This is a genomic window from Paenibacillus sp. FSL K6-1566, assembly GCF_038050475.1.
Lineage (GTDB): Bacteria > Bacillota > Bacilli > Paenibacillales > Paenibacillaceae > Paenibacillus_AQ > Paenibacillus_AQ lactis.
Map to the genome: position 1 here is coordinate 3,540,283 of NZ_JBBOSR010000001.1, position 18,847 is coordinate 3,559,129.

The window sequence follows — 18,847 nt, forward strand, 5'->3', positions numbered from 1 at the left end:
ACAAGGGGTTATACCCCAAGAGCAAACCACCCGTTTGACGGGTGGTTCTGATTTATTTCTCGGACAATAGCGTTTGCGATCCGGGTTGACCTTCTATTTCAATTGAGGCGTTTGTTATGCAAGCAACTTTTATGAACCTAAAAGCGTTTCTATTATAGCCATAAAAAATACAATTAGTGGGAGAGATCACTGTGAAGATGAAGCACTGGAAACATGCAGCTGCCGCTATATTTCTTATCTCCGTGCTTTTGCCTATGGGAGCTCAAGAATCTCATGCTGCCTCCAAGTACGTTGTGCTGGAGCTGCAATGGGAAGATGGTCGTACCTCGCGTATTCAGACGCTTCAAAAGGACGGAGTGACTTACGGAAGCTTTTACTCGCTGGGCAGCATGGCACATCTGTATTCGGGGATGGATGCAGACAATACGGTGGTGCTCAAGTCGGATCAAAAACGCATTGCTATACGTATGGGAAGCAGCATTGCTGAAGTCGATGGTCGTAAAGTGGATATGGGCAGAGAACCTGTACGGTATATGAGTCACCTTTATGTACCGATTCGGTTCCTCGCGGCAGCTTTGGATGGGGAAGTGACCAATCGGGACGCCAAGACGGGAAAAGTAACCGTGACGGGCCTCAATAATTACGCGGATATCTTCTATGGCGGCGGCAAGATGGGATACAGCTATACGATTCGGGCAGCAAAAGGAGATCTGGAAATTACGAATGCGTACACGGATCAAAAAACTATAATTCCGCTAGGATGAAAGACATTAATGCGAATACGCATAATCTTACCCAAAACTTCAATTGGACTCCTAAGGGTCTGCTTATTGTAACGATTGAATACACGAATCGAGAGACCAAAGAATATGATCTGTATACGCTAATATTTAAAAATCAAGGATTGATTCGTAAATCCATTGCCCATGGATTATTGGAGAGGCATGAAACCTTAAAGCCGGACGGTACCATTCAACTCATTGATGATCACAATATCCGTATGATCGAAGATGAAAGCGGCAATGTGCTGAACGTGTTTGCCCGATAAACGGTACAGCGAACTTGTGTAAGGTAAGTCAAGGGTATCTGGGTTTCTCGATTGTTTAACGACTGGGGAACGCAATTGGTAAAAAGGGAGTTGATTTCACCTTTAGGGGTATGGTAAATTTATCTTATTCAGTAAAGAAAGGGTGACCACAAGCCGATGATTTACTAATCCTATCCACCAAAGGAAACTATGTTTTCAGGTTTTCGGGATAGGATTCGTGCGGGCTTTTTTATATAACCATAAAGAGCGACTGCTTGTTTTGGCTTGCAGGACGTCTTTTTGTTTGTATATGTGCCTCCTATCCGATGACCGGAAAGGGGGCTTTTTGTTGTGCGGCCGATTATGATGTGAAAGATATTAGCGTTCCAGCCGGATCAATTGACAAGAGAAGGGAAGATGTAACCATGACAGGACCGAATCCAAATGAGAGATATCCAATACCCGGGGATAAGAATCTCCAGTTTATTAAGAACACGATTACCAAACCGAATATTACCGCAGGGGATTATTCCTATTACTATGCGTTAAACGGTGAATCCTTCGAGGATCAAGTATTGTACCATTACGAGTTCATTGGAACGAAATTAATAATTGGCAAGTTTTGCTCAATCGCTTCTGAAGCCCGATTTATGATGGATGGAGGAAACCATCGGATGGATGGTTCAACCTTTCCATTTAACATCTTCGGAAACGGTTGGGAGACATTCACTCCATCTTTAGATCAATTGCCGATCAAGGGAGATACGGTCATTGGAAATGACGTATGGATCGGAAGGCGGGCAACGATCATGCCGGGTGTACGGATCGGCGACGGGGCTATCATTGCCGCAGAAGCTGTCGTTGTAAAGGATGTGGAGCCTTATACGATCGTTGGAGGGAATCCTGCAAGGGAAATTCGCAAGCGGTATTCCACCGAAGTCATTCAAGAGTTATTAGAGATCAAGTGGTGGGATTGCGACATCGAGGTCATCAATCAATATATAGGCGCGATTGTAAGCGGTGATATGGATTTGCTCAGAAAAATGAGACGGTAGGCTTCATGATTGGATTGGGGGACACGATACACAAGGAGGTTATTAGATGGTTGATGTTTTTGCCGTAGCCGATATCATCGTCAAGCATATTAATACCCATTACCCGCAGGATGTTGCGATTGTCGGATATTACGGATCCTATTTGCAGGGAAGGGCGACAGAGCGGTCGGATTTAGACTTTTTCTTCATTCCGGCCACACCTAGAGGAAAACAAGTAGAATTACAGTTTATCATCGACGGGATTAGTTTTGATTTCTGGCCGATCGGATGGGATCGTGCTGAAAGAATGTCAACCTCTGAAGACTGGAGCACGACCATTATCGCGGATTGTAAACTATTGTATGTGCGTTCAGAAGAAGACCTTGCGAGGTTCATGAAACTGCGCAGGACGATATCCTCTATGCGGGAGCCGTCCAACACATTAACATTCATTAACAGGGCTGAGGGTGTCGTGCGTGATTGTTTTACTGGCCTTGTGAAGTTCCAGCTTGCCGGTGAAGCCATGGATTTATCCTTTAGTCGGATATTGGCACATGAAATTGCCGCTAACATTTTTAAAGCTCTTGCATTGTTAAACCAAAACTTACTATACACGCATGTGGGGCCATTATCGCGAGCAAGTCAGAGACCTCCTAATTAAGCCAGACGAACTGGATCTCTACCTTGATACAATGATGTTCAGCCAATCAATAGAGGAAATCAAGTCTGCTTGCGAGAAACTGACTTTAGACACGCTTTATCTCATTACAGAACGAAGAAATAAACTCAAAGGATTGCGTTCATACCAAGCTTGGATGAAGGGATACTACGAAGAGGAGAAAGAAATGCTTAACAAACTCCTTACCGCTTGCGAAAAAGGCCACTATGAAACCGCATTTTTCGTTGCTGCAAGTATACAGGATAGCTTGGCACGCATGTTGTACGCAGCCGAAACAGGACGCTGGCCGGGTATGTTCGAATTGGGCGAATATCGGAAAATTTACCATCGCTTCGGCTATCAGGATCTCACAGCGCTTCTGGATCCCAAAGATTTCGAACCATTGCGAATAGCTGTCCTGCAGATGATCGAACAATTAGAGAATCACCTTTGAATAGAAGGTGTGGCTTTGAATCAGTTCGACTCGGTTGCTGAATTCGAATCATTTTATGTGAACAGGGTTTGATTCATGTCTTAGGTCTGAGTCCGACCCGTTCGCCTAAGCTGCATTCGCTTTATTGGAACCTTGCCGCTGCTCCAAGCGGCGACCAATCAGATAGCCAATCATCGAAGCCATCATTTGCTGAAAAATCATCCCAAAGATGACCGGAACTGCAACTGGGGGAGGGAAATAGGTAACAGCCAGTACGGCTCCTGCGCTAATATTTCGCATCCCTCCGTTGAACATGAGAGCTACCTGATCAACTTTATTCCATCTCAGCAAGCGGGAGCTCAGATAACACAACAGATACCCTGTGGCGGCTAGCAGAATAATGACAAGGGCCATTAAGACAAGGGGCCAGTCAATATTCTTTAAATAAGGGGCAACAACGGAGCCGTTTATGGCTACCACAATAGCCATGAACAGCTTTGAGATGGGATTCAGCCTGGGTCCCCAAACCGGTGCGATGGCACCTTTGGTCCATTCATTCAATAGCATGCCGAGGAGGGAGGGAACCACGATCATCCAGAACAAGCTGCCCATCATGGCTGCCGAATCCAGATGAATGCTCGTACCGAGCAGAAGTGACATGATTCCCGGAACGATAAAGGGCGCAAGCAGTGTATCAATCAGAATGATGCTCAGCGTAAGCGCGATGTTGCCGCGATAGATCGACACCCAGACGAAGCTCGATATCCCCGTGGGGATCGCGGCAGCCAGCACCATTCCTGTAATGGTATATGCATCTGTCGGATAAACGATATGGCCGAGTCCCAGAGCAACAAGAGGCATGGCAAGATGCAAGATGAACAGACATACAAAGAGAGGAAGCGGCTTGCGAAGAACTCCGACTAAATCCCGGAAGCTGAGGCTGATACTGCCTGAAAACGTCATAAAAGCAAACAGCCACGGAGACAGAAAGGTATAAGGAGAGAGCCAGCTACCGCAGAGCACGCCAAGCAGAATGCTCGAGGGTGTAATCAGGGGCATAATCCGATTCAAGTGTTGATTCAGAACCTGTAGCATAGAAGTAGACATCCTTTTACCATATGATGTTCTATTATACATCTTTAATAGAGTCAGGCGTTCGTATTTATGGGAAACGATACACATTCGACTTCCTTTCCTCCGCTAATCTCATTCATGATCGTAATATGATGCTGTAGATTGAGTTCTCAATCCGTCTTGAGGCGGTTTTGCAGTAAACCCTCATTCAAGTAACATAACGATAACAACCAAAGGGAAGGAATGTGTATTGATGAATAAGAGGATTCCATCTGATATTAAAAAGTCTTATTTGTTGTGGCTTGTTGCAGTTGGAGCGGGGGTATTTGAGATGGCTATAGCTGTCACTCAAATGCTATCAAGCGGATCAGAAGCCGGGATGGGCATTATGATTCAAGTGGGAATCAGAAGCCTTATTTTTGCCGCACTCATATATGTTATTGTTAAAATGCAACGAGGAAAACAGTGGGCCCGGATCGTCTTAACCATTCTTCTAGGGGGGATTGGAACGGTTAGCTTATTAATGGACCCAATCCAATGGTTAATGGAAGGAAATTCGCTGGATACGGCCTTAACGGGGATGACGGTATCCTCCACTTTGTTTGGAATAAGTCGAATCGTTCATTTGGCCTCTGTAATTGCTGCATTAATCTTTATGTATCGGCCGTCAGCGAATAAATACTTCAGTTCCTTCGCAGGTGCATAGTTAACGGTCACAGATTCGAATCGATTCTTGACAACGTGGTCATCATAAATTATTGTATTAGCAATGACATCCACATATTGTAAAATGCAGGGAAGAGGAAGAGTAGTTAATCCCTCGAATCTTAGAGAGCCCATGCCGGTGAGAATGGGTATTCGAGCTTAATGAAGGAAGCCTTGGAGCAGTAGACCGAAAATAACGGGAGTAGGTCTATCGGGGATTTCCCGTTAACGAAATATGCGGCAACATCATGGATTGCTGCATAATGAGCGGGTGTATAACCAATTTAGGTGGTAACGCGGAAGCAAAGCCTTTCGTCCTTTAACAGGATGAGGGGCTTTTTTTTATTGAACCATGAGGGGGATAAAAGATGTCAAATGAGAATATGGCAGAACTGTTGTTTCCGGATGTCAAGCAGTTACCAACAGATATGGACTCCCTATATCCGCTGAGAAATCTGTCTGCATCGGCTATGGTGACGCGTTTTGCACCGAGCCCAACGGGTTCATTGAATATTGGCGGGCTTTACGCAGCTCTCATATCGGAACGATTAGCTCACCAAAGCAATGGAGTTTTTATCCTGCGGATCGAAGACACCGATAAGAAACGAGAAGTACAGGGCAGCGTGGAAGACATGATCCATTCATTGTTATCCTTCGGGATTCATTTTGATGAGGGACCTGATCTTTCAGGTGTCGATCAAGGGGCATACGGACCTTATAAACAGAGCGAGCGTATCCAAATTTACAAGGTATTTATGAAGCACTTGGTACGGCATGGATTGGCTTATCCTTGCTTCTGTGATCCGGGTGATTTACAAAAGATAAGAATAACCCAGCAAAAGTTAAAAATAACAACAGGATATTATGGCAGCTGGGCTAAACATCGGGATCTCACTTGTGAGCAAGCCAAAGAGGAGATTGTAAAGGGCAAATCGTTTGTGCTCCGGCTTCGATCTTCAGGTTCACTAGACAGGAGGATCATGTACAATGATTTGGTGAAAGGCCCGATAGAGTTACCCGAAAATGAGCAGGATATTGTGATCATGAAAACGGATGGTTTACCAACCTATCACTTTGCTCATGCCATCGATGATTATCTGATGGGTACAACCCATGTCATTCGGGGCGATGAATGGCTTTCCTCAGTCCCTGTCCACATTCAGCTGTTTGAAACCCTGGGATTTAGAGCACCGGAATATGGACATATTGCTCCAATCATGAAGCAAGTCGGAGCTTCTAAACGGAAGTTCAGTAAACGTAAGGATCTTGATGGTACCGCTGCGTATTACCAAGAACAAGGATACCCCGGATTTGCAATAAGCGAATACTTTATGACTCTCATTAATTCTGACTTTGAAGAATGGAGGAAGGGGAACCCGCATCCCTCATTTAGAGACTTTTCAATCGATACGGACAAAATGAATGCCAGCGGTGCCTTGTTAGACATGAATAAACTTAGCGATATCAGCAAGGATATGATCTCAAAGCTTACGGGTAAACAAATGTTTGACCATTTGTCCACTTGGTCTAAGGAATTTGATCCCGAGCTATACACATTAATCGAGAAGAACCAGGAATACACCGTTCAAATTCTAAACATGGGTCGAACCATCGAGAAGCCAAGAAAAGATTATGCCAAGTGGTCAGATGTAAAGCTAAAAATTGCTTTCTTTTATGACGAATGGTTTGAAAAGGATGTCTTGAGCGGCTATAAGTTACCTGCCAGTATAAGTATAGATGCTGCGGAAGAAATTGTACGAGGTTTCAGCAAATCGCATAGGTTTAATCATGACAAGGATGGGTTCGAAACCTTGAAAGAGCTTGCTGCTGAACTCGGATATGCAAAGGACATGAAGCAATATAGAGGCGATCCTAACCGGTACAAGGGGCATGTTGGTGATGTCGCGATGGTAATTAGGGTCGTTTTAACCAATAGAACCCATACACCTGATTTGTTTGAAATGATGAAAGTCATGGGTGAGAATCGGGTTCTTGCACGAATGCAGAGATTTATGTTGTCATCGGAGTTTAAATGAAAATGACCGGTCGAGCCGCCGGTCATTTTCATTTGGGATGGGATGTCAGGCCGGGCAGGATGTTAACTCGGAATGACATTTGATGTTACGGATGGTTGGTAGATTATCCGAATGAGAAGAGTATAATGCGAAATAGATTACTGGCTTTTGGTGATGAGGTTTGGCGAAATGCCTTGGTGAAGATAAATTTATGATATTTATATAGGACATGTAAGCCAAGCTAAAGTAAGTTCGTTGGAGGAGCAGAAGAGTGATACATAGTAAAATAAGAGGCTCAATTCAAAAAACCAAGACAAAATTTAGAGTGCTGAAAATTATTTTACTAGTGATTGCGATCATTACGGCTATCACCGCAATAGCTCTTGGTATTTATGCGTATCAAAATATGAACTATGATAAGAAACCGTTAAAGGAAACATTTCGTGCCGGTTATGTAGAAAAGCAAGTGACTCTTGATGATGGAACGATATTAAATTACGCGGAAGGACCGGCTCATGGACCTCCTCTTCTGTTAATACACGGGCAGTCCATGCAGTGGGAGGATTATTCAAGAGTGCTTCCGGAGCTCGCGCAGTATTATCATGTATATGCAATTGACTGTCACGGGCATGGAGATTCCAGTCATGATGCTTCAAAGTATACGGCTGCTGCTATGGGAAAGGACTTTGTTTGGTTTATTGAAAATGTCATTGGTGAACGGGCTGTGCTATCAGGCCATTCTTCCGGGGGCATCTTAGCCGCATGGATTGCAGCTAATGCACCGGAGGTTGTGCAAGGCATCGTTTTGGAAGACCCGCCATTTTTTAGTGTGGAGCCCCATGAAATGAAGGATACATTTGTCTGGCTTGATAGCTTTGAACTCATACATAACTTTAACAATCAATCCGTCGTAGATGATTATGTCGTGTACTATATGGAAAACAGTTATTTATGGGGAAAGTTTGGTGATTTAAGAAAGCTTACTGCCAAGAGTACGAAGCAGTACCGGGAATCACATCCTGGAGAGCCGTTGAAATTGTGGTACGTCCCCTATAAATGGATACATGGAACCCTTTATTTAGATCATTTTGACCTCGATTTTGCCGAAACTTTTTATACGGGTGATTGGTTTAAAGGATTTAATCAGGAGGAAACCTTGTCCAAAATAAACGCTCCTTCTGTTTATATTAAGGCAGCCACACAATATGGCGAAGATGGAGTCCTTTATGCAGCTAACAGTGATGAGGATGCTGAAAAGGTACATCGCCTTCTAAAAGGGAGCGAGATGATCACCATAAAATCCGGGCATGATATTCATTTTGAGAAGCCGGATGAATTTATAACGATTATGGTTGATTTTTTGAAGAAAATAGAATAAGCCATGGTAAATATGAATATGAAAGCCGGTACCCAGGTTAATCCTGAGTAACCGGCTCTCTATTTGTCTAGACAAACCGATCAGGTGGAGCTTTTAAAAATAATCGCAAGTAAACCTTGAAAATTCGGCCATGGAGCCTTCTCCAAAGGCATATAAACCGATGAGTACGCCTGTAAATCCTCCCGCAACCTCAGAGGAAAGGTATCTGGTTTGCGCCGTTCCTAATTGTATCTCCTTGCCGTTAGCGTGAATGAAGAAGCTGTAGCGCTCATGACTTGCCCGTATTTTCAAAGTTGCATGGTTGACATTCCCCAGCTCTACTTCAGATTCAATGGATTTAATATCACCGATATTCAGCCGCTCGATCACTTTATAATTGTTATCCTCTTTACTTAAGGCTAAATCGTAATGATGATGTTCATCCATATAGAGCGTGATGCCGGCTTCTCCGCTTGTAAGCTGCACATCGCATGAGATTTCAGCGTTGAAGTCTCTTTGACGAATGCCGATAAAAGTCGGGGACTCCGGCACATCCAAACTCACTGCGGTCCCTTTTAGCTGTGCTTTATCGATTTCTAACCGATAGTTCTCAACAGCGGGATGGCGCAGGAAGCACCAGTCCAGATTCCAATCCGTGTTCTCGAACGTAAAGGTTTTTTTCTCCCGCTGGATGACATGACTGGAGATCCGATCGGTTTCAAAACTCGTAAGGACGGTGCCGTTATGTCCTGCCGTAAACCAGCCATCCTCGCCAAACGTTACCGGCGTAAGGAAAACTTCGCGGCCTAGATGATGATAGGTAAGCCATTGGCCGATTTGACGGAAACCCAGGTGGAGCATCCACCAATTTCCGTCGTTATCTTGAATCAGATCGCCATGGCCAACTCCCTGCAGCTCATAACCACCCAGATTGCGATTGGTCAATACGGGATTGTTCGGATAGGCTTCGAACGGGCCAGAGATCGAATCCGCCCGTGCATAAGTCACCATATGTCCGTATTCTGTGCCGCCTTCAGCCGCCATGAGGTAATACCGGCCGTTTATTTTATACATATGAGGGCTTTCCGAATAGAGTCCGCCTGTCCCTTGCCATATGGAACGACTCGGCGACAGCTTGTCGCCCGTTTCAATATCAATTTCACACTGAACGATTCCGCCAATCCCGTTATCGTCCTTCCCGTTGCTCATAAAGAACACTTTTCCGTCTTCAAAATACAAATCGGGATCGATCCCCCCTTGATCTACATGAATCGGTTCGGACCATTCACCGTAAATATCGTCCGTCCATACATAGAAGTTTTGACGTGTAGTGTCGTTGGTCGTGGTCATATAGAATCTTCCGTTGTGATGCCGGATCGTAGGGGCGAAGACGCCGCCGGAACTGCTTACCTTGCCGAGCTGAACTTGACTCTCTCTGGTTAGGCAATGACCGATTTGCTTCCAGTTGATCAGGTCCTTGCTCTCGAAAATCGGAACACCGGGGAAGTATTGAAAGGAACTGCATACTAGATAATATGTATCTTCAACTTTGCATACACTGGGGTCAGGATAGAAGCCTTTGATGACCGGGTTATTGTATTTCATTGGGGCACCTCTTTCATAAATTCACATGTATATAAATCTAACAGGATGAGCAGCTAATGAAATTAAACACCATGGATTAAAGTCTTGCAATGGATTCGGTTTGAAGATGCATGTTAAATCCATTAAATTAATATATATGTGAATCCAATAGAAGCGGTGAGGAGATTATGATGATCATCAAAGCAGACGGGGAACCGAAATTTATGCCGTTGTATGAAGCTTTAGCCAGCGAGGTCAGATGGAGCATCATGAGCCTCATTGCCGATCACGAGATGAATGTGAAGGATATTGCCAATCGATTGGAACTCAGTCCATCTATCGTCACCATGCATATCCGAAAACTCGAACAAGCCGGACTCATCGGAAGTCGGAGGGTCCGGCAGGGCGGGGGGACGCACAAAATGTGTTTTCTCAAACAAAAAACCATCGAGATTGAGCTGCCTTTTGCCAGCGAGCCCGCGAGAATCAGAGAGCAGCGGATCTCAGTCGGTCATTACACCGCTTTTGAGGTCCATCCGACTTGCGGGCTAGGTACACGCGAGAAAGAAATCGGAGTTTGGGACGATCCGCGCTACTTTCTAGATCCCGAACGGGTACACGCCGCCATTCTGTGGTTTGGCTGGGGTTTTGTAGAATACAAAATGCCTAACTTTTTGCTGGCTGATCAAACCGCGGAAGCGATTGAAATCTCCATGGAGATTGCTTCGGAAGCTCCAGGCTTAAGAGATTATTGGCCATCGGATATTGAATTCACCTTCAACGGGATCTCCCTTGGCACATGGACGAGTCCGGCTGATTTCGGAAGAGCGGCCCGGGGGAGATTTACACCTGAATGGTGGCATCGAAACGTGAATCAATACGGGTTATTGAAGACGATTCGGATTGATGCATCGGGTACGTACATGGATCAAGAACGGATGTCGGAGGTGACCCTGGGGGATCTCAAGCTGTGGGAACCGTTCTGGACACTTCGCTTCGCGGTGGATGAGCATGCGGTTAATGTAGGGGGATTGACGCTCTACGGAGCCGGATTCGGCAATCACGATCAAGACATCGTGATTCGTGCATACCTTAACGATGACCATAAAATCAGCAACAGGACGGGAGTTATGCTTGAATATCGTTGAGACTTAGAGGATAAAAAGAGATCCGTCTCATCGCGGACGGATCTCTTGGTTAAAAAATTGAAAGGATAACTTCGGAACATCAGCAGCCTGATACCGCAATGAAGCTATCGATGAACGCGGTCTGGCTCATTGAAGAATACGTCGTGATGCTATGAATAAAAGAACCGATAAAGGCGTACCCCATGTGGCGGCACCGTGGCCTGCAGCACATCTGACGCAAGCTCGGCTGGCGCTCCGCTCCACAGCTCGGTGCCTGAGGCTGCGCCCGTCAGGCCGATCCGTTCAAGGATCAGATTCAATGGCAGCGGGTTCTCTCCAATGTTGAATACGGCCGCATATCGGGAGCCCTCCGGCTCTTCGGATGTCCAGACTATGAGATCGCCCTCACTTAATGCTTCCTTCGCGCCGCGGCTCTCCCGGTGCATGCGCAGAACCTCTCGGTTAGTAAGCAGCGACAACGTCCAGTCGTCGCAATCCCGCAACTCGCCGCCGAATATAAGTGGCGAGCGGAAAATGCTCCATAGCGACATCATGGTCAACTGTTCGTCGCGCGTGAAGCGGGTCCAGCGGTCTGATCCCCCGCCATCCACCGAGCGAATGCCGATGTGACCGAGCGGCAGCATGTCGCAGTCCGGCCAGCAGCCACCTTGAGGAACGCCTTGCCATGCCCGGCAGCGGTCAAACATATCAAGCAAGAGCGGCCACCGGTCCCAGAAGTCGTCCGTGATTCGCCACATGTTGGCATGCTCGGCGAAGAACGGCGAATATTCCACTGGAGCAGGGCCAGGGGATAGACTAAGCACCATAGGCCGGCCGCATCGCTCGATCGCTTTAGAGATCATGGCGATCTCCGGCTGATGGGTATCGTACAGTTTGGAAGCTGCGATATCGTCAACCTTCACCAGGTCTACGCCCCATTCTGCATACAATTCAAAGAGCGAATCGTAGTAGGCCTGTGCTCCTTCCTTGGAGGCATCCACGCCGTACATATCCGTATTCCATGGGCAGATCGAATTCGTATGCGCAATATCACGTGCCGTTGCCGTCGTCCCCAGAATCGGAGCGGCCGCGTGAACAGCCTGCCGGGGAATGCCGCGCATGATGTGAATGCCGAATTGCAGTCCAAGACTGTGTACATAATCGGCTAACGGTTTGAAGCCTTGACCGCCAGCAGCGGAGGGGAACCGATTCTCGGCAGGCATGAGCCGGGAATATCCATCCATTACGAGCGGAACAAACGGACGGTACTGCGAAGAATTCGCATAGGGCTCGTACCACTGGATATCAACGGTGATGTAGCTCCAGCCGAATGCCTTTAGATGCTTCGCCATGTATTCCGCATTGCCTCGAATCTCGTCTTCCGTTACGGCCGCGCCGTAGCAGTCCCAACTGTTCCAGCCAAGCGGCGGTGTAGGTGCTGCAAGCTTATGATCCATGTCCAAGCTCCTTTACTGATTCATTATTGCTCTTTCCATGTTCATCATAATAAAGGAGCCTAGCCACATCTATAGTAATTTTGAAGACTCGATAGCAGAATATTGCGGTTAATCGAAGAACAGCTTACGATAAGCAAGGCTGTCGACTCCGCTTCGAAATTCTCCCGGCGTGAGCCCCGTCAAGTTGCGAAACGATTTAATGAAATAACTACCGCTGGAATAACCAATCCGCTCGGCGATGGTCTCCAGGCTAAGGCCGGTTCCCCGAAGCAGCTCCATGGCTTTTTCGGTGCGGATACGAGTTAAGTAAGCGCCGGGCGTCATGCCCGTGCTTGCGGAAAACCGGCGGATCAAATGGTATTTGGATAGGGATACTTGCTCAGAAAGCTGGTCAATGCTGATCATCCGTGAATAGTTGAGCTCGATGAATTCAGCTGCGCGCCTTACGTTCTCCGGCCAGTTCTCCCGGTTCCGCAGCGTTGTGACGTGCATTCTGGTCAGTTCTGTCATAAACTGATAGACGCAAGACGACGCGATCAGGGGATCGGAGATTCGGCCTGCTCCCGCATCGGCCACAATGATGCGAGATAAGCGGACTGGCGCACTATCTACAGGCAGATAAGGGACTTCCCCGGCCTCGCGCAGGAATCTGCGCCAATGGGGGAGAATGAGATTGGGCCGGAACAGCAAGAAGATGAATTCCCAAGGCTCGTTCGACTCCGCGGGGTAATAGTAGCGATGGGGGCCCGGAATTTCGGCGAGAAAAGCCTGTCCGGCGGTGACGCGGTGCGTCCGGTTCCCGGATTCATATACGCCTTCGCCAGAGAGGGTATATTGGAACAGCAGGAGAGGGCCATCGGCCCGCTCAAGTCCGTCCCAGCGATAAGAAGAAGTTGTGATCGAATCATAGCCGGCAGCAAATAATACGCACAACTGGAGCTCCTTATCTTCGGCGAACCGAAAGCCGTAAGTACCCTTGGGAATGTCCATAATCGTCCTCCTCGCAGGGATGATGCAATAATAGTTAGAGCGGTGTGTAAAGAATTTGATCCGCGTCCGGATTGAATTGTATAACGATCTTGATTCAGTATAAAATCCTGTCGGATTTGGATTAAACTTTACCTCAAATGCGATTATATAATAAATGATAAATGTCGAGAAAGCAGGGCGATGGACAGCGCTTCATTTTTGGCGGTAATTGGGGTATAAGCAGGTATGAATGGCTGGTCACCAAATGGGGCCGGCCGTTTTTAAACATGGAAGGTACGAAAATGCTGCGTACCAAGAACGTTGCAACATTGAAGTCTCTAAATACCTCCTGTCTTCAAACAAAATGCCCCCAAGAAGCTTGGGGGCATTTTTAATAATAAGGATATGAGAGAGTTAAGTTAACACATCCATTTCTCACATCGTGCTAATGTCAATGACGAATCGATACTTTACGTCTGAAGCTAATACACGTTCGTAGGCTTCATCAATTTGGTCCGCTGAGATCACTTCGATCTTAGGAGAAATGTTATGCTTGGCACAGAACTCTAACATTTCCTGAGTCTCTTGAATACCTCCAATCATTGAGCCGGCGAACGAACGGCGATGACCGATGAGCGACATTACGTTCAGCGATAACGGTTCTCCCGGTGCACCAACATTAACCAAAGTGCCGTCAAGCGTGAGCAATGAGAAATAGGCATCCATGTCGATCTTTGCGCTCACCGTGTTAATGATTAAATCGAAGGTTCCCGCAAGTTTCTCGAATGTTTCCGGGTCGCTAGTGGCGTAGTAGTGATCCGCCCCCAATTGCAACCCATCCTCTTTTTTCTTTAAGGATTGCGACAGAACGGTGACATCGGCACCCATGGCATGAGCAATTTGGACAGCCATATGGCCGAGACCGCCCATACCAAGTACAGCTACCTTCTTACCTGGACCAGCACCCCAGTGGTTGAGCGGCGAATAAGTCGTGATCCCTGCACAAAGCAATGGGGCAGCCACATCAAGCTCAATGTTATCCGGGATTCTGACTACAAAGTTCTCAGTAACAACAATGTGGGTAGAATATCCGCCTTGTGTTGGCTCGCCGTATTTATCAACGCCGGCGTAGGTGGGGATATTTCCTTTAAGACAGTATTGTTCTTCTCCTTTACGGCAGTTCTCACATTCGCCGCAGGAATCCACCATGCATCCAACCCCAACCCGGTCGCCAACCTTGTATTTTGTAACCTCTGCGCCTACACCCGTGACAATTCCCGCGATCTCGTGTCCAGGAACGAGCGGATAGTTTACAGGTCCCCATTCACCGTGAGCCGTATGGATGTCAGAATGGCAGATGCCGGCATATTTGATTTCAATCAGCACATCATGCGAATCAAGATCTCGTCTTTGGATTTCAGCAGCTCGAAACGGTTTATCTGGTCCATCTACAGCTCTTGCTTTAGCAGTAATCATGAATAAAACCTCCTATGGTATAACATGTTGAACCTCTTCTTGATCAGTAAAAACCACGACGATTGATGTATTCACGACATCTGTCTATAATTTAAAATATACGAATGTTGAAAACAAGACATATAAATCGTTAATTTTATCGATTTTATTGTTTAAACAACAAATTCATAAAAATTGTCGATGATCTTTTGAAAAGTATGAGGTGGTATACATGGCGAAGGTGGATCGGAGAATTATTAGAACTCAAGAAGCCATTAAAAAAGCATTTCTTGAATTGATGGCCGAAAAGGATTTCGACAGCATTACGATTCAGGAGATCTCGGACCGGGCAAATATTAACCGTGCGACGGTTTATCTTCATTATATGGACAAATTTGATTTGCTGGATAAGGTCATCGAAGAACACATCAAGAATATGAGCGATATTTGCGAAGCGGAAGCCGATTTGGATTGGATTGAAGGAACGGTTCACTGCATGGAATATCTTGAACGAAATTATTTATTCTTTTCAACGATGCTGGCGAGTGAAGGAGCCCGTTATTTTCGCAGCCGGTTTGTTCAACATCATATCGAGGAGTTCAAAAAAGACGTGGATATCACCAAAGGTAAAAATCTTGGTCAAAATGAAGATGTCGTTGTTGAATTTGCAGCGAATGCTTATGTTGGCGTTGTGGAATGGTGGATCAAGAATAAGATGCCCTATCCACCGCGGATAATGGCAGAAAAAGTGGGGGATTTATTAGAGAGAATTATTTAGCTGTATGGGTTCGCCGAGACGAAGAGGATTCAAAAATGGATGCATGATGAAGAGCAGAGCCGCTCAACGCGACATCCCACCGTTTTAAGCAATTGAGCCGGCTTCTTCGTACAAGCCCTCGTGCCCTGTACCAATGATATTTGCCCGACTTTATGTAAAAGCCAATAATTGCGTGCTCCCGAAGCTTCGCGTGTACCGGGGGTTATATTAGCTATAACGATGTAAGCCCTTATCTCGTGTGAGTCAAGAGCTTACATCGTTAGCAATGAGTGAGCACTCAGAATCGTTAGTAAGGTATCCAACTCATCTATATGACTCAGAGGGAGAAGAGCTGCTGGACGCTTTGGGCGAGCTTATTCCTCTTCCTCAGCAATAACCCGGACGAGCGCCGATGCATTCCTTGTCGGTCCATTGTCCGAAGTCAAAGTTACCGGGCTTGTTATAATAGTATCTTCTTCAACATCCGGCAAAATAAACGGAATACGAATATTTTCATCTGCACCGATGTCCAGTTGCTCGAGTCGTACCTGAAGGTTGAAGAGCGGTGCGGTCACTACGACATTTCGAAGGACCACATTTCCCGTATTTTGAAAGAAGATGAAGAAATGGACGAGTTCACCCGGTCTTCCTATCGGACGGTCCACCGTTTCGGTTAATATGACATTCGGCAGCAGCTCGGTTACGATATCGACCGATGCCGTCTGCAGCGGAGATTGGTTCGAGAAAAGAACAACGTTGTTCTGGAAGATCTCGCCTCCCACAGAGGTCGCAGGAATCGTAAACGGAAGCGTAAAGACCCGCGTTTCACCCGGTCCCAAGGATGGGATAACGACATTGAAACCCAGGAGAAAATCAATAACGCGCACATCCGTCAACGTTCGGTTTGGAACATCCGTCAACGTTACATTCGATACGTTTGTAACTCTGATCGTTTTATTAACTACTGATCCCGGACTGGCTGTAGGCGGATCGGCTACGACGTTAATGTCAACTAGCGTGGAAGGCAGAGCTACTACAACGCGCGTTTCGCTAAATATCGGAGAGGACACCGGATTTTCCGGCCAGCTCACGGTGACGCGGTTCGCAAATACGGTCCCCTGGAGTGCGTTTGTCGGTATTTGGAAAGTAAACATCACGACTTCTGTTGCTCCCGGCGAAATGACTGGGATCACGACCACGGTTCCGGTCAAGGAATCGACGATGGTAACGCTGGTTGCAGGATTGCTGCCGGTGTTCGTTACTTCAACCGTATAGGTTACCGTTTCACCCGTTGCGGCTACACTGCGGTCCGGCAGCTTGGTTACCGTCAGTGTCGTCGTGGCGCCGGGTATGGATACAACGACAACCTCGGCTTCAGCGGTTTGCAGCGGTGTCTGGTCTGAAACGGCCGTAAAGCTGTTCGTAATTACGCTTCCGTTCGCAGCATCAGCGGGTATCGTAAAGGAACCCGTCCGGGTAATCGTTCCGCCAGCAGGAATGAGGGGTATCGTCTCGCTTAGGCCAAGCAGCGGATCGCTCAGGACGACATTGGTCTGTGGCTCGGTAAGGGTATTTGTCACCGTAAGGGTAAACACAACCGTATCGCCCGGTGCCGCAACGGCAAGATCTGCCGTCTTGGTGAGCGCAAGCCCAATTGCCGTTACCGTAACGGTTGCCAAGACTTGCTGCGATCCGGTTTGCGTGGATTGAACGGTGAGCTCGTTCATGATATTTGATCCCGGCTCAGCATCCAGCGGGACCGTAAAAGGAATAATAAACTCGCGTCGTTCGCCGATGGCGAAACTTTCGATCGTCTCGGCAAAGCCGAGCGATGGGTCCTCAAGGACAATACTGGTTAGAGGGACATTGCCGATATTATCGATGACAATCGAGTATTGGAACGTCTGGCCCGGCATGACGGAAGTCACGGAAGGGATCTTTCGTACGCCGAGCTGCGGCGCTTCAACGACCAGTACGTCAAAGCTCGATGTGACGCTTGGTGCCTGATCACTGGTGGCCATCGCCGTATTGGTGTAGGTCTGTGAAGGTGTCTCCAGCGGTACGAGAAACGGTACCGTAAGCACTTGGGTCTCACCAATGGCGAGACTTGGCACCTGGATCTCGCTAACGATCGTATCATCGGTAATGATGATATTCGTCAAGTCGGTATTTCCCGTATTGGTAACTTCAAACGAGAATTGAATGGTTTCACCAGGTAATACCGATATACGGTCCGCGGATTTCACCAGACTGAGCCGCGGCGCAGGAAGCACCTCAACCACGGTTCCCACCGTTTGCGGTGTTGGCAGATTATCGGCCGTAATCTCGGTCCGATTTGCAATCGACAAACCAGCCGGCTGTCCGGGAGGAATTACGAAAGGCCAATCAATCGTGAAACTGGAGCCTACAGGGAGCGTGCCAATCAATTGATCCAGTCCTAGCAGCGGATCGACGATCCGGACGTTAAACAAATCCACATTCCCAAAATTGGTAAGCGTAATGGTAAACACGACGGTTTCACCGGGAGCGGCCGAAGATGGATTCACTGTTTTCGTTGCTTCGAGTATGGGATTTTCCGTAACGAAGATTTCAGCTTTTGCAATGACCGGGTCCCGTACTTGATCTGCTCTAACGAACACTTCGTTAATGATAAAGCCCGGAGGAAACTGATCTGGAACAAAGAAGGGGAGAGGAATGACGAACGCTTCAAACGGATTGAGAACAGGAAGTATATGAAAAAAACCAAGGAACGGATCTTCAATGAATACATTGGTAAGCGGAATGCTGCTTTCATTTATGACCTCTATAATAAATTCGACTACTTCTCCCGGGCGAACTTCGAATCGGGTGGCGAATTTATTAACAAATATAGTAGCTTGCTCCCCGAGCTTTGTAATAAACGCATCACTCACCCCGTTGAGGAAAGGTTGTAAGGTGAAGGAAGACACCGGATAGTCGAAGGAGAACGTTTGGCCGGTAATATAAATCTGATTATTCAAGTCCACGGCTATTCCGTTGCCGATGTCGGTCGAGCTGCCACCCAAATAGGTGGAAAATTCAAGAAACGAGCCGGTAGGATCGAGAACCGTGACGAAAGCGTCGGTGGTGCCGAAGAGGGAGAATTGAATCGCGTCACCGGTCAATGGATAATCCGTAGACGTTGTTTGTCCCGTAATCATAGCACTGCGCGCCGAA

General features: G+C 47.0%; 16 protein-coding genes and 1 other annotated feature. Of the genes, 10 read left to right on the forward strand and 6 right to left on the reverse strand.

Features of this window, described 5'->3' with window-relative positions; translation table 11 throughout:
- The first annotated feature begins 197 nt into the window (after positions 1–197).
- From NST08_RS15530 to NST08_RS15550, 5 genes are all read left to right on the forward strand, one after another.
- A complete protein-coding gene (locus NST08_RS15530) occupies positions 198–764 on the forward strand; it encodes a copper amine oxidase N-terminal domain-containing protein (RefSeq protein WP_341033302.1) in 567 nt (188 codons plus the stop codon).
- Positions 761–1,048, forward strand: a complete 288-nt coding sequence (locus tag NST08_RS15535) for a hypothetical protein (protein ID WP_341033303.1) — start codon at positions 761–763, stop codon at positions 1,046–1,048. Before NST08_RS15530 ends, NST08_RS15535 begins: the two co-directional genes overlap by 4 nt.
- Positions 1,049–1,452: 404 nt before the next feature.
- A complete protein-coding gene (gene vat(I) / locus NST08_RS15540) occupies positions 1,453–2,082 on the forward strand; it encodes a streptogramin A O-acetyltransferase Vat(I) (RefSeq protein WP_341033304.1) in 630 nt (209 codons plus the stop codon).
- Positions 2,083–2,128: 46 nt separating this feature from the next.
- Positions 2,129–2,722 (forward strand): hypothetical protein, encoded by a 594-nt coding sequence (locus NST08_RS15545; RefSeq protein WP_341033305.1) that lies wholly within the window; start codon positions 2,129–2,131, stop codon positions 2,720–2,722.
- A gap of 31 nt (positions 2,723–2,753) precedes the next feature.
- Positions 2,754–3,173, forward strand: a complete 420-nt coding sequence (locus NST08_RS15550) for a hypothetical protein (protein ID WP_341033307.1) — start codon at positions 2,754–2,756, stop codon at positions 3,171–3,173.
- Between the two features lie 105 nt (positions 3,174–3,278).
- Here NST08_RS15550 and NST08_RS15555 read toward each other — a convergent pair whose 3' ends face one another.
- Positions 3,279–4,247, reverse strand: a complete 969-nt coding sequence (locus NST08_RS15555) for a bile acid:sodium symporter family protein (RefSeq protein ID WP_341033309.1) — start codon at positions 4,245–4,247, stop codon at positions 3,279–3,281.
- A gap of 232 nt (positions 4,248–4,479) precedes the next feature.
- On the opposite strand from NST08_RS15555, the gene NST08_RS15560 reads away from it, so the two are divergent.
- The 3 genes from NST08_RS15560 to NST08_RS15570 all read left to right on the forward strand — a co-directional run bounded on the left by NST08_RS15560 (position 4,480) and on the right by NST08_RS15570 (position 8,324).
- Positions 4,480–4,932, forward strand: a complete 453-nt coding sequence (locus tag NST08_RS15560) for a hypothetical protein (RefSeq protein WP_341341949.1) — start codon at positions 4,480–4,482, stop codon at positions 4,930–4,932.
- A gap of 80 nt (positions 4,933–5,012) precedes the next feature.
- Positions 5,013–5,254 (forward strand) — a binding site (T-box leader).
- A gap of 45 nt (positions 5,255–5,299) precedes the next feature.
- Positions 5,300–6,967 carry a glutamate--tRNA ligase gene (gene gltX, locus NST08_RS15565; protein ID WP_341341950.1) on the forward strand — a complete coding sequence of 556 codons (1,668 nt, stop codon included), beginning with the start codon at positions 5,300–5,302 and terminating at the stop codon, positions 6,965–6,967.
- 250 nt (positions 6,968–7,217) lie between these two features.
- Positions 7,218–8,324, forward strand: coding sequence for an alpha/beta fold hydrolase (locus NST08_RS15570; RefSeq protein WP_232239421.1), 1,107 nt, complete (start codon positions 7,218–7,220; stop codon positions 8,322–8,324).
- A 93-nt stretch (positions 8,325–8,417) separates the two neighbouring features.
- Here the strand turns inward: NST08_RS15570 and NST08_RS15575 are convergent, their stop codons facing one another.
- Positions 8,418–9,908, reverse strand: a complete 1,491-nt coding sequence (locus NST08_RS15575) for a family 43 glycosylhydrolase (protein ID WP_028406862.1) — start codon at positions 9,906–9,908, stop codon at positions 8,418–8,420.
- 173 nt (positions 9,909–10,081) lie between these two features.
- Between NST08_RS15575 and NST08_RS15580 the strand changes: the two genes are divergently transcribed.
- Positions 10,082–11,035 (forward strand): ArsR family transcriptional regulator, encoded by a 954-nt coding sequence (locus NST08_RS15580; RefSeq protein ID WP_051425220.1) that lies wholly within the window; start codon positions 10,082–10,084, stop codon positions 11,033–11,035.
- Positions 11,036–11,184: 149 nt separating this feature from the next.
- On the opposite strand, the gene NST08_RS15585 is transcribed toward NST08_RS15580, so the two are convergent.
- From NST08_RS15585 to NST08_RS15595, 3 genes are all read right to left on the reverse strand, one after another.
- On the reverse strand, positions 11,185–12,471 hold the full coding sequence (locus NST08_RS15585) for a glycoside hydrolase family 27 protein (protein WP_028406864.1): 1,287 nt from the start codon (positions 12,469–12,471) through the stop codon (positions 11,185–11,187).
- Positions 12,472–12,579: 108 nt separating this feature from the next.
- A complete protein-coding gene (locus tag NST08_RS15590; protein ID WP_341341951.1) occupies positions 12,580–13,461 on the reverse strand; it encodes an AraC family transcriptional regulator in 882 nt (293 codons plus the stop codon).
- Positions 13,462–13,875: 414 nt separating this feature from the next.
- Complete coding sequence (locus NST08_RS15595; protein ID WP_213615683.1) at positions 13,876–14,916, reverse strand: NAD(P)-dependent alcohol dehydrogenase; 1,041 nt, start codon at positions 14,914–14,916, stop codon at positions 13,876–13,878.
- A gap of 211 nt (positions 14,917–15,127) precedes the next feature.
- Between NST08_RS15595 and NST08_RS15600 the strand changes: the two genes are divergently transcribed.
- Positions 15,128–15,673, forward strand: coding sequence for a TetR/AcrR family transcriptional regulator (locus tag NST08_RS15600; RefSeq protein ID WP_007128120.1), 546 nt, complete (start codon positions 15,128–15,130; stop codon positions 15,671–15,673).
- 353 nt (positions 15,674–16,026) lie between these two features.
- Here NST08_RS15600 and NST08_RS15605 read toward each other — a convergent pair whose 3' ends face one another.
- Positions 16,027–18,831, reverse strand: coding sequence for a DUF7507 domain-containing protein (locus NST08_RS15605; protein ID WP_341341952.1), 2,805 nt, complete (start codon positions 18,829–18,831; stop codon positions 16,027–16,029).
- Positions 18,832–18,847: the final 16 nt, after the last annotated feature.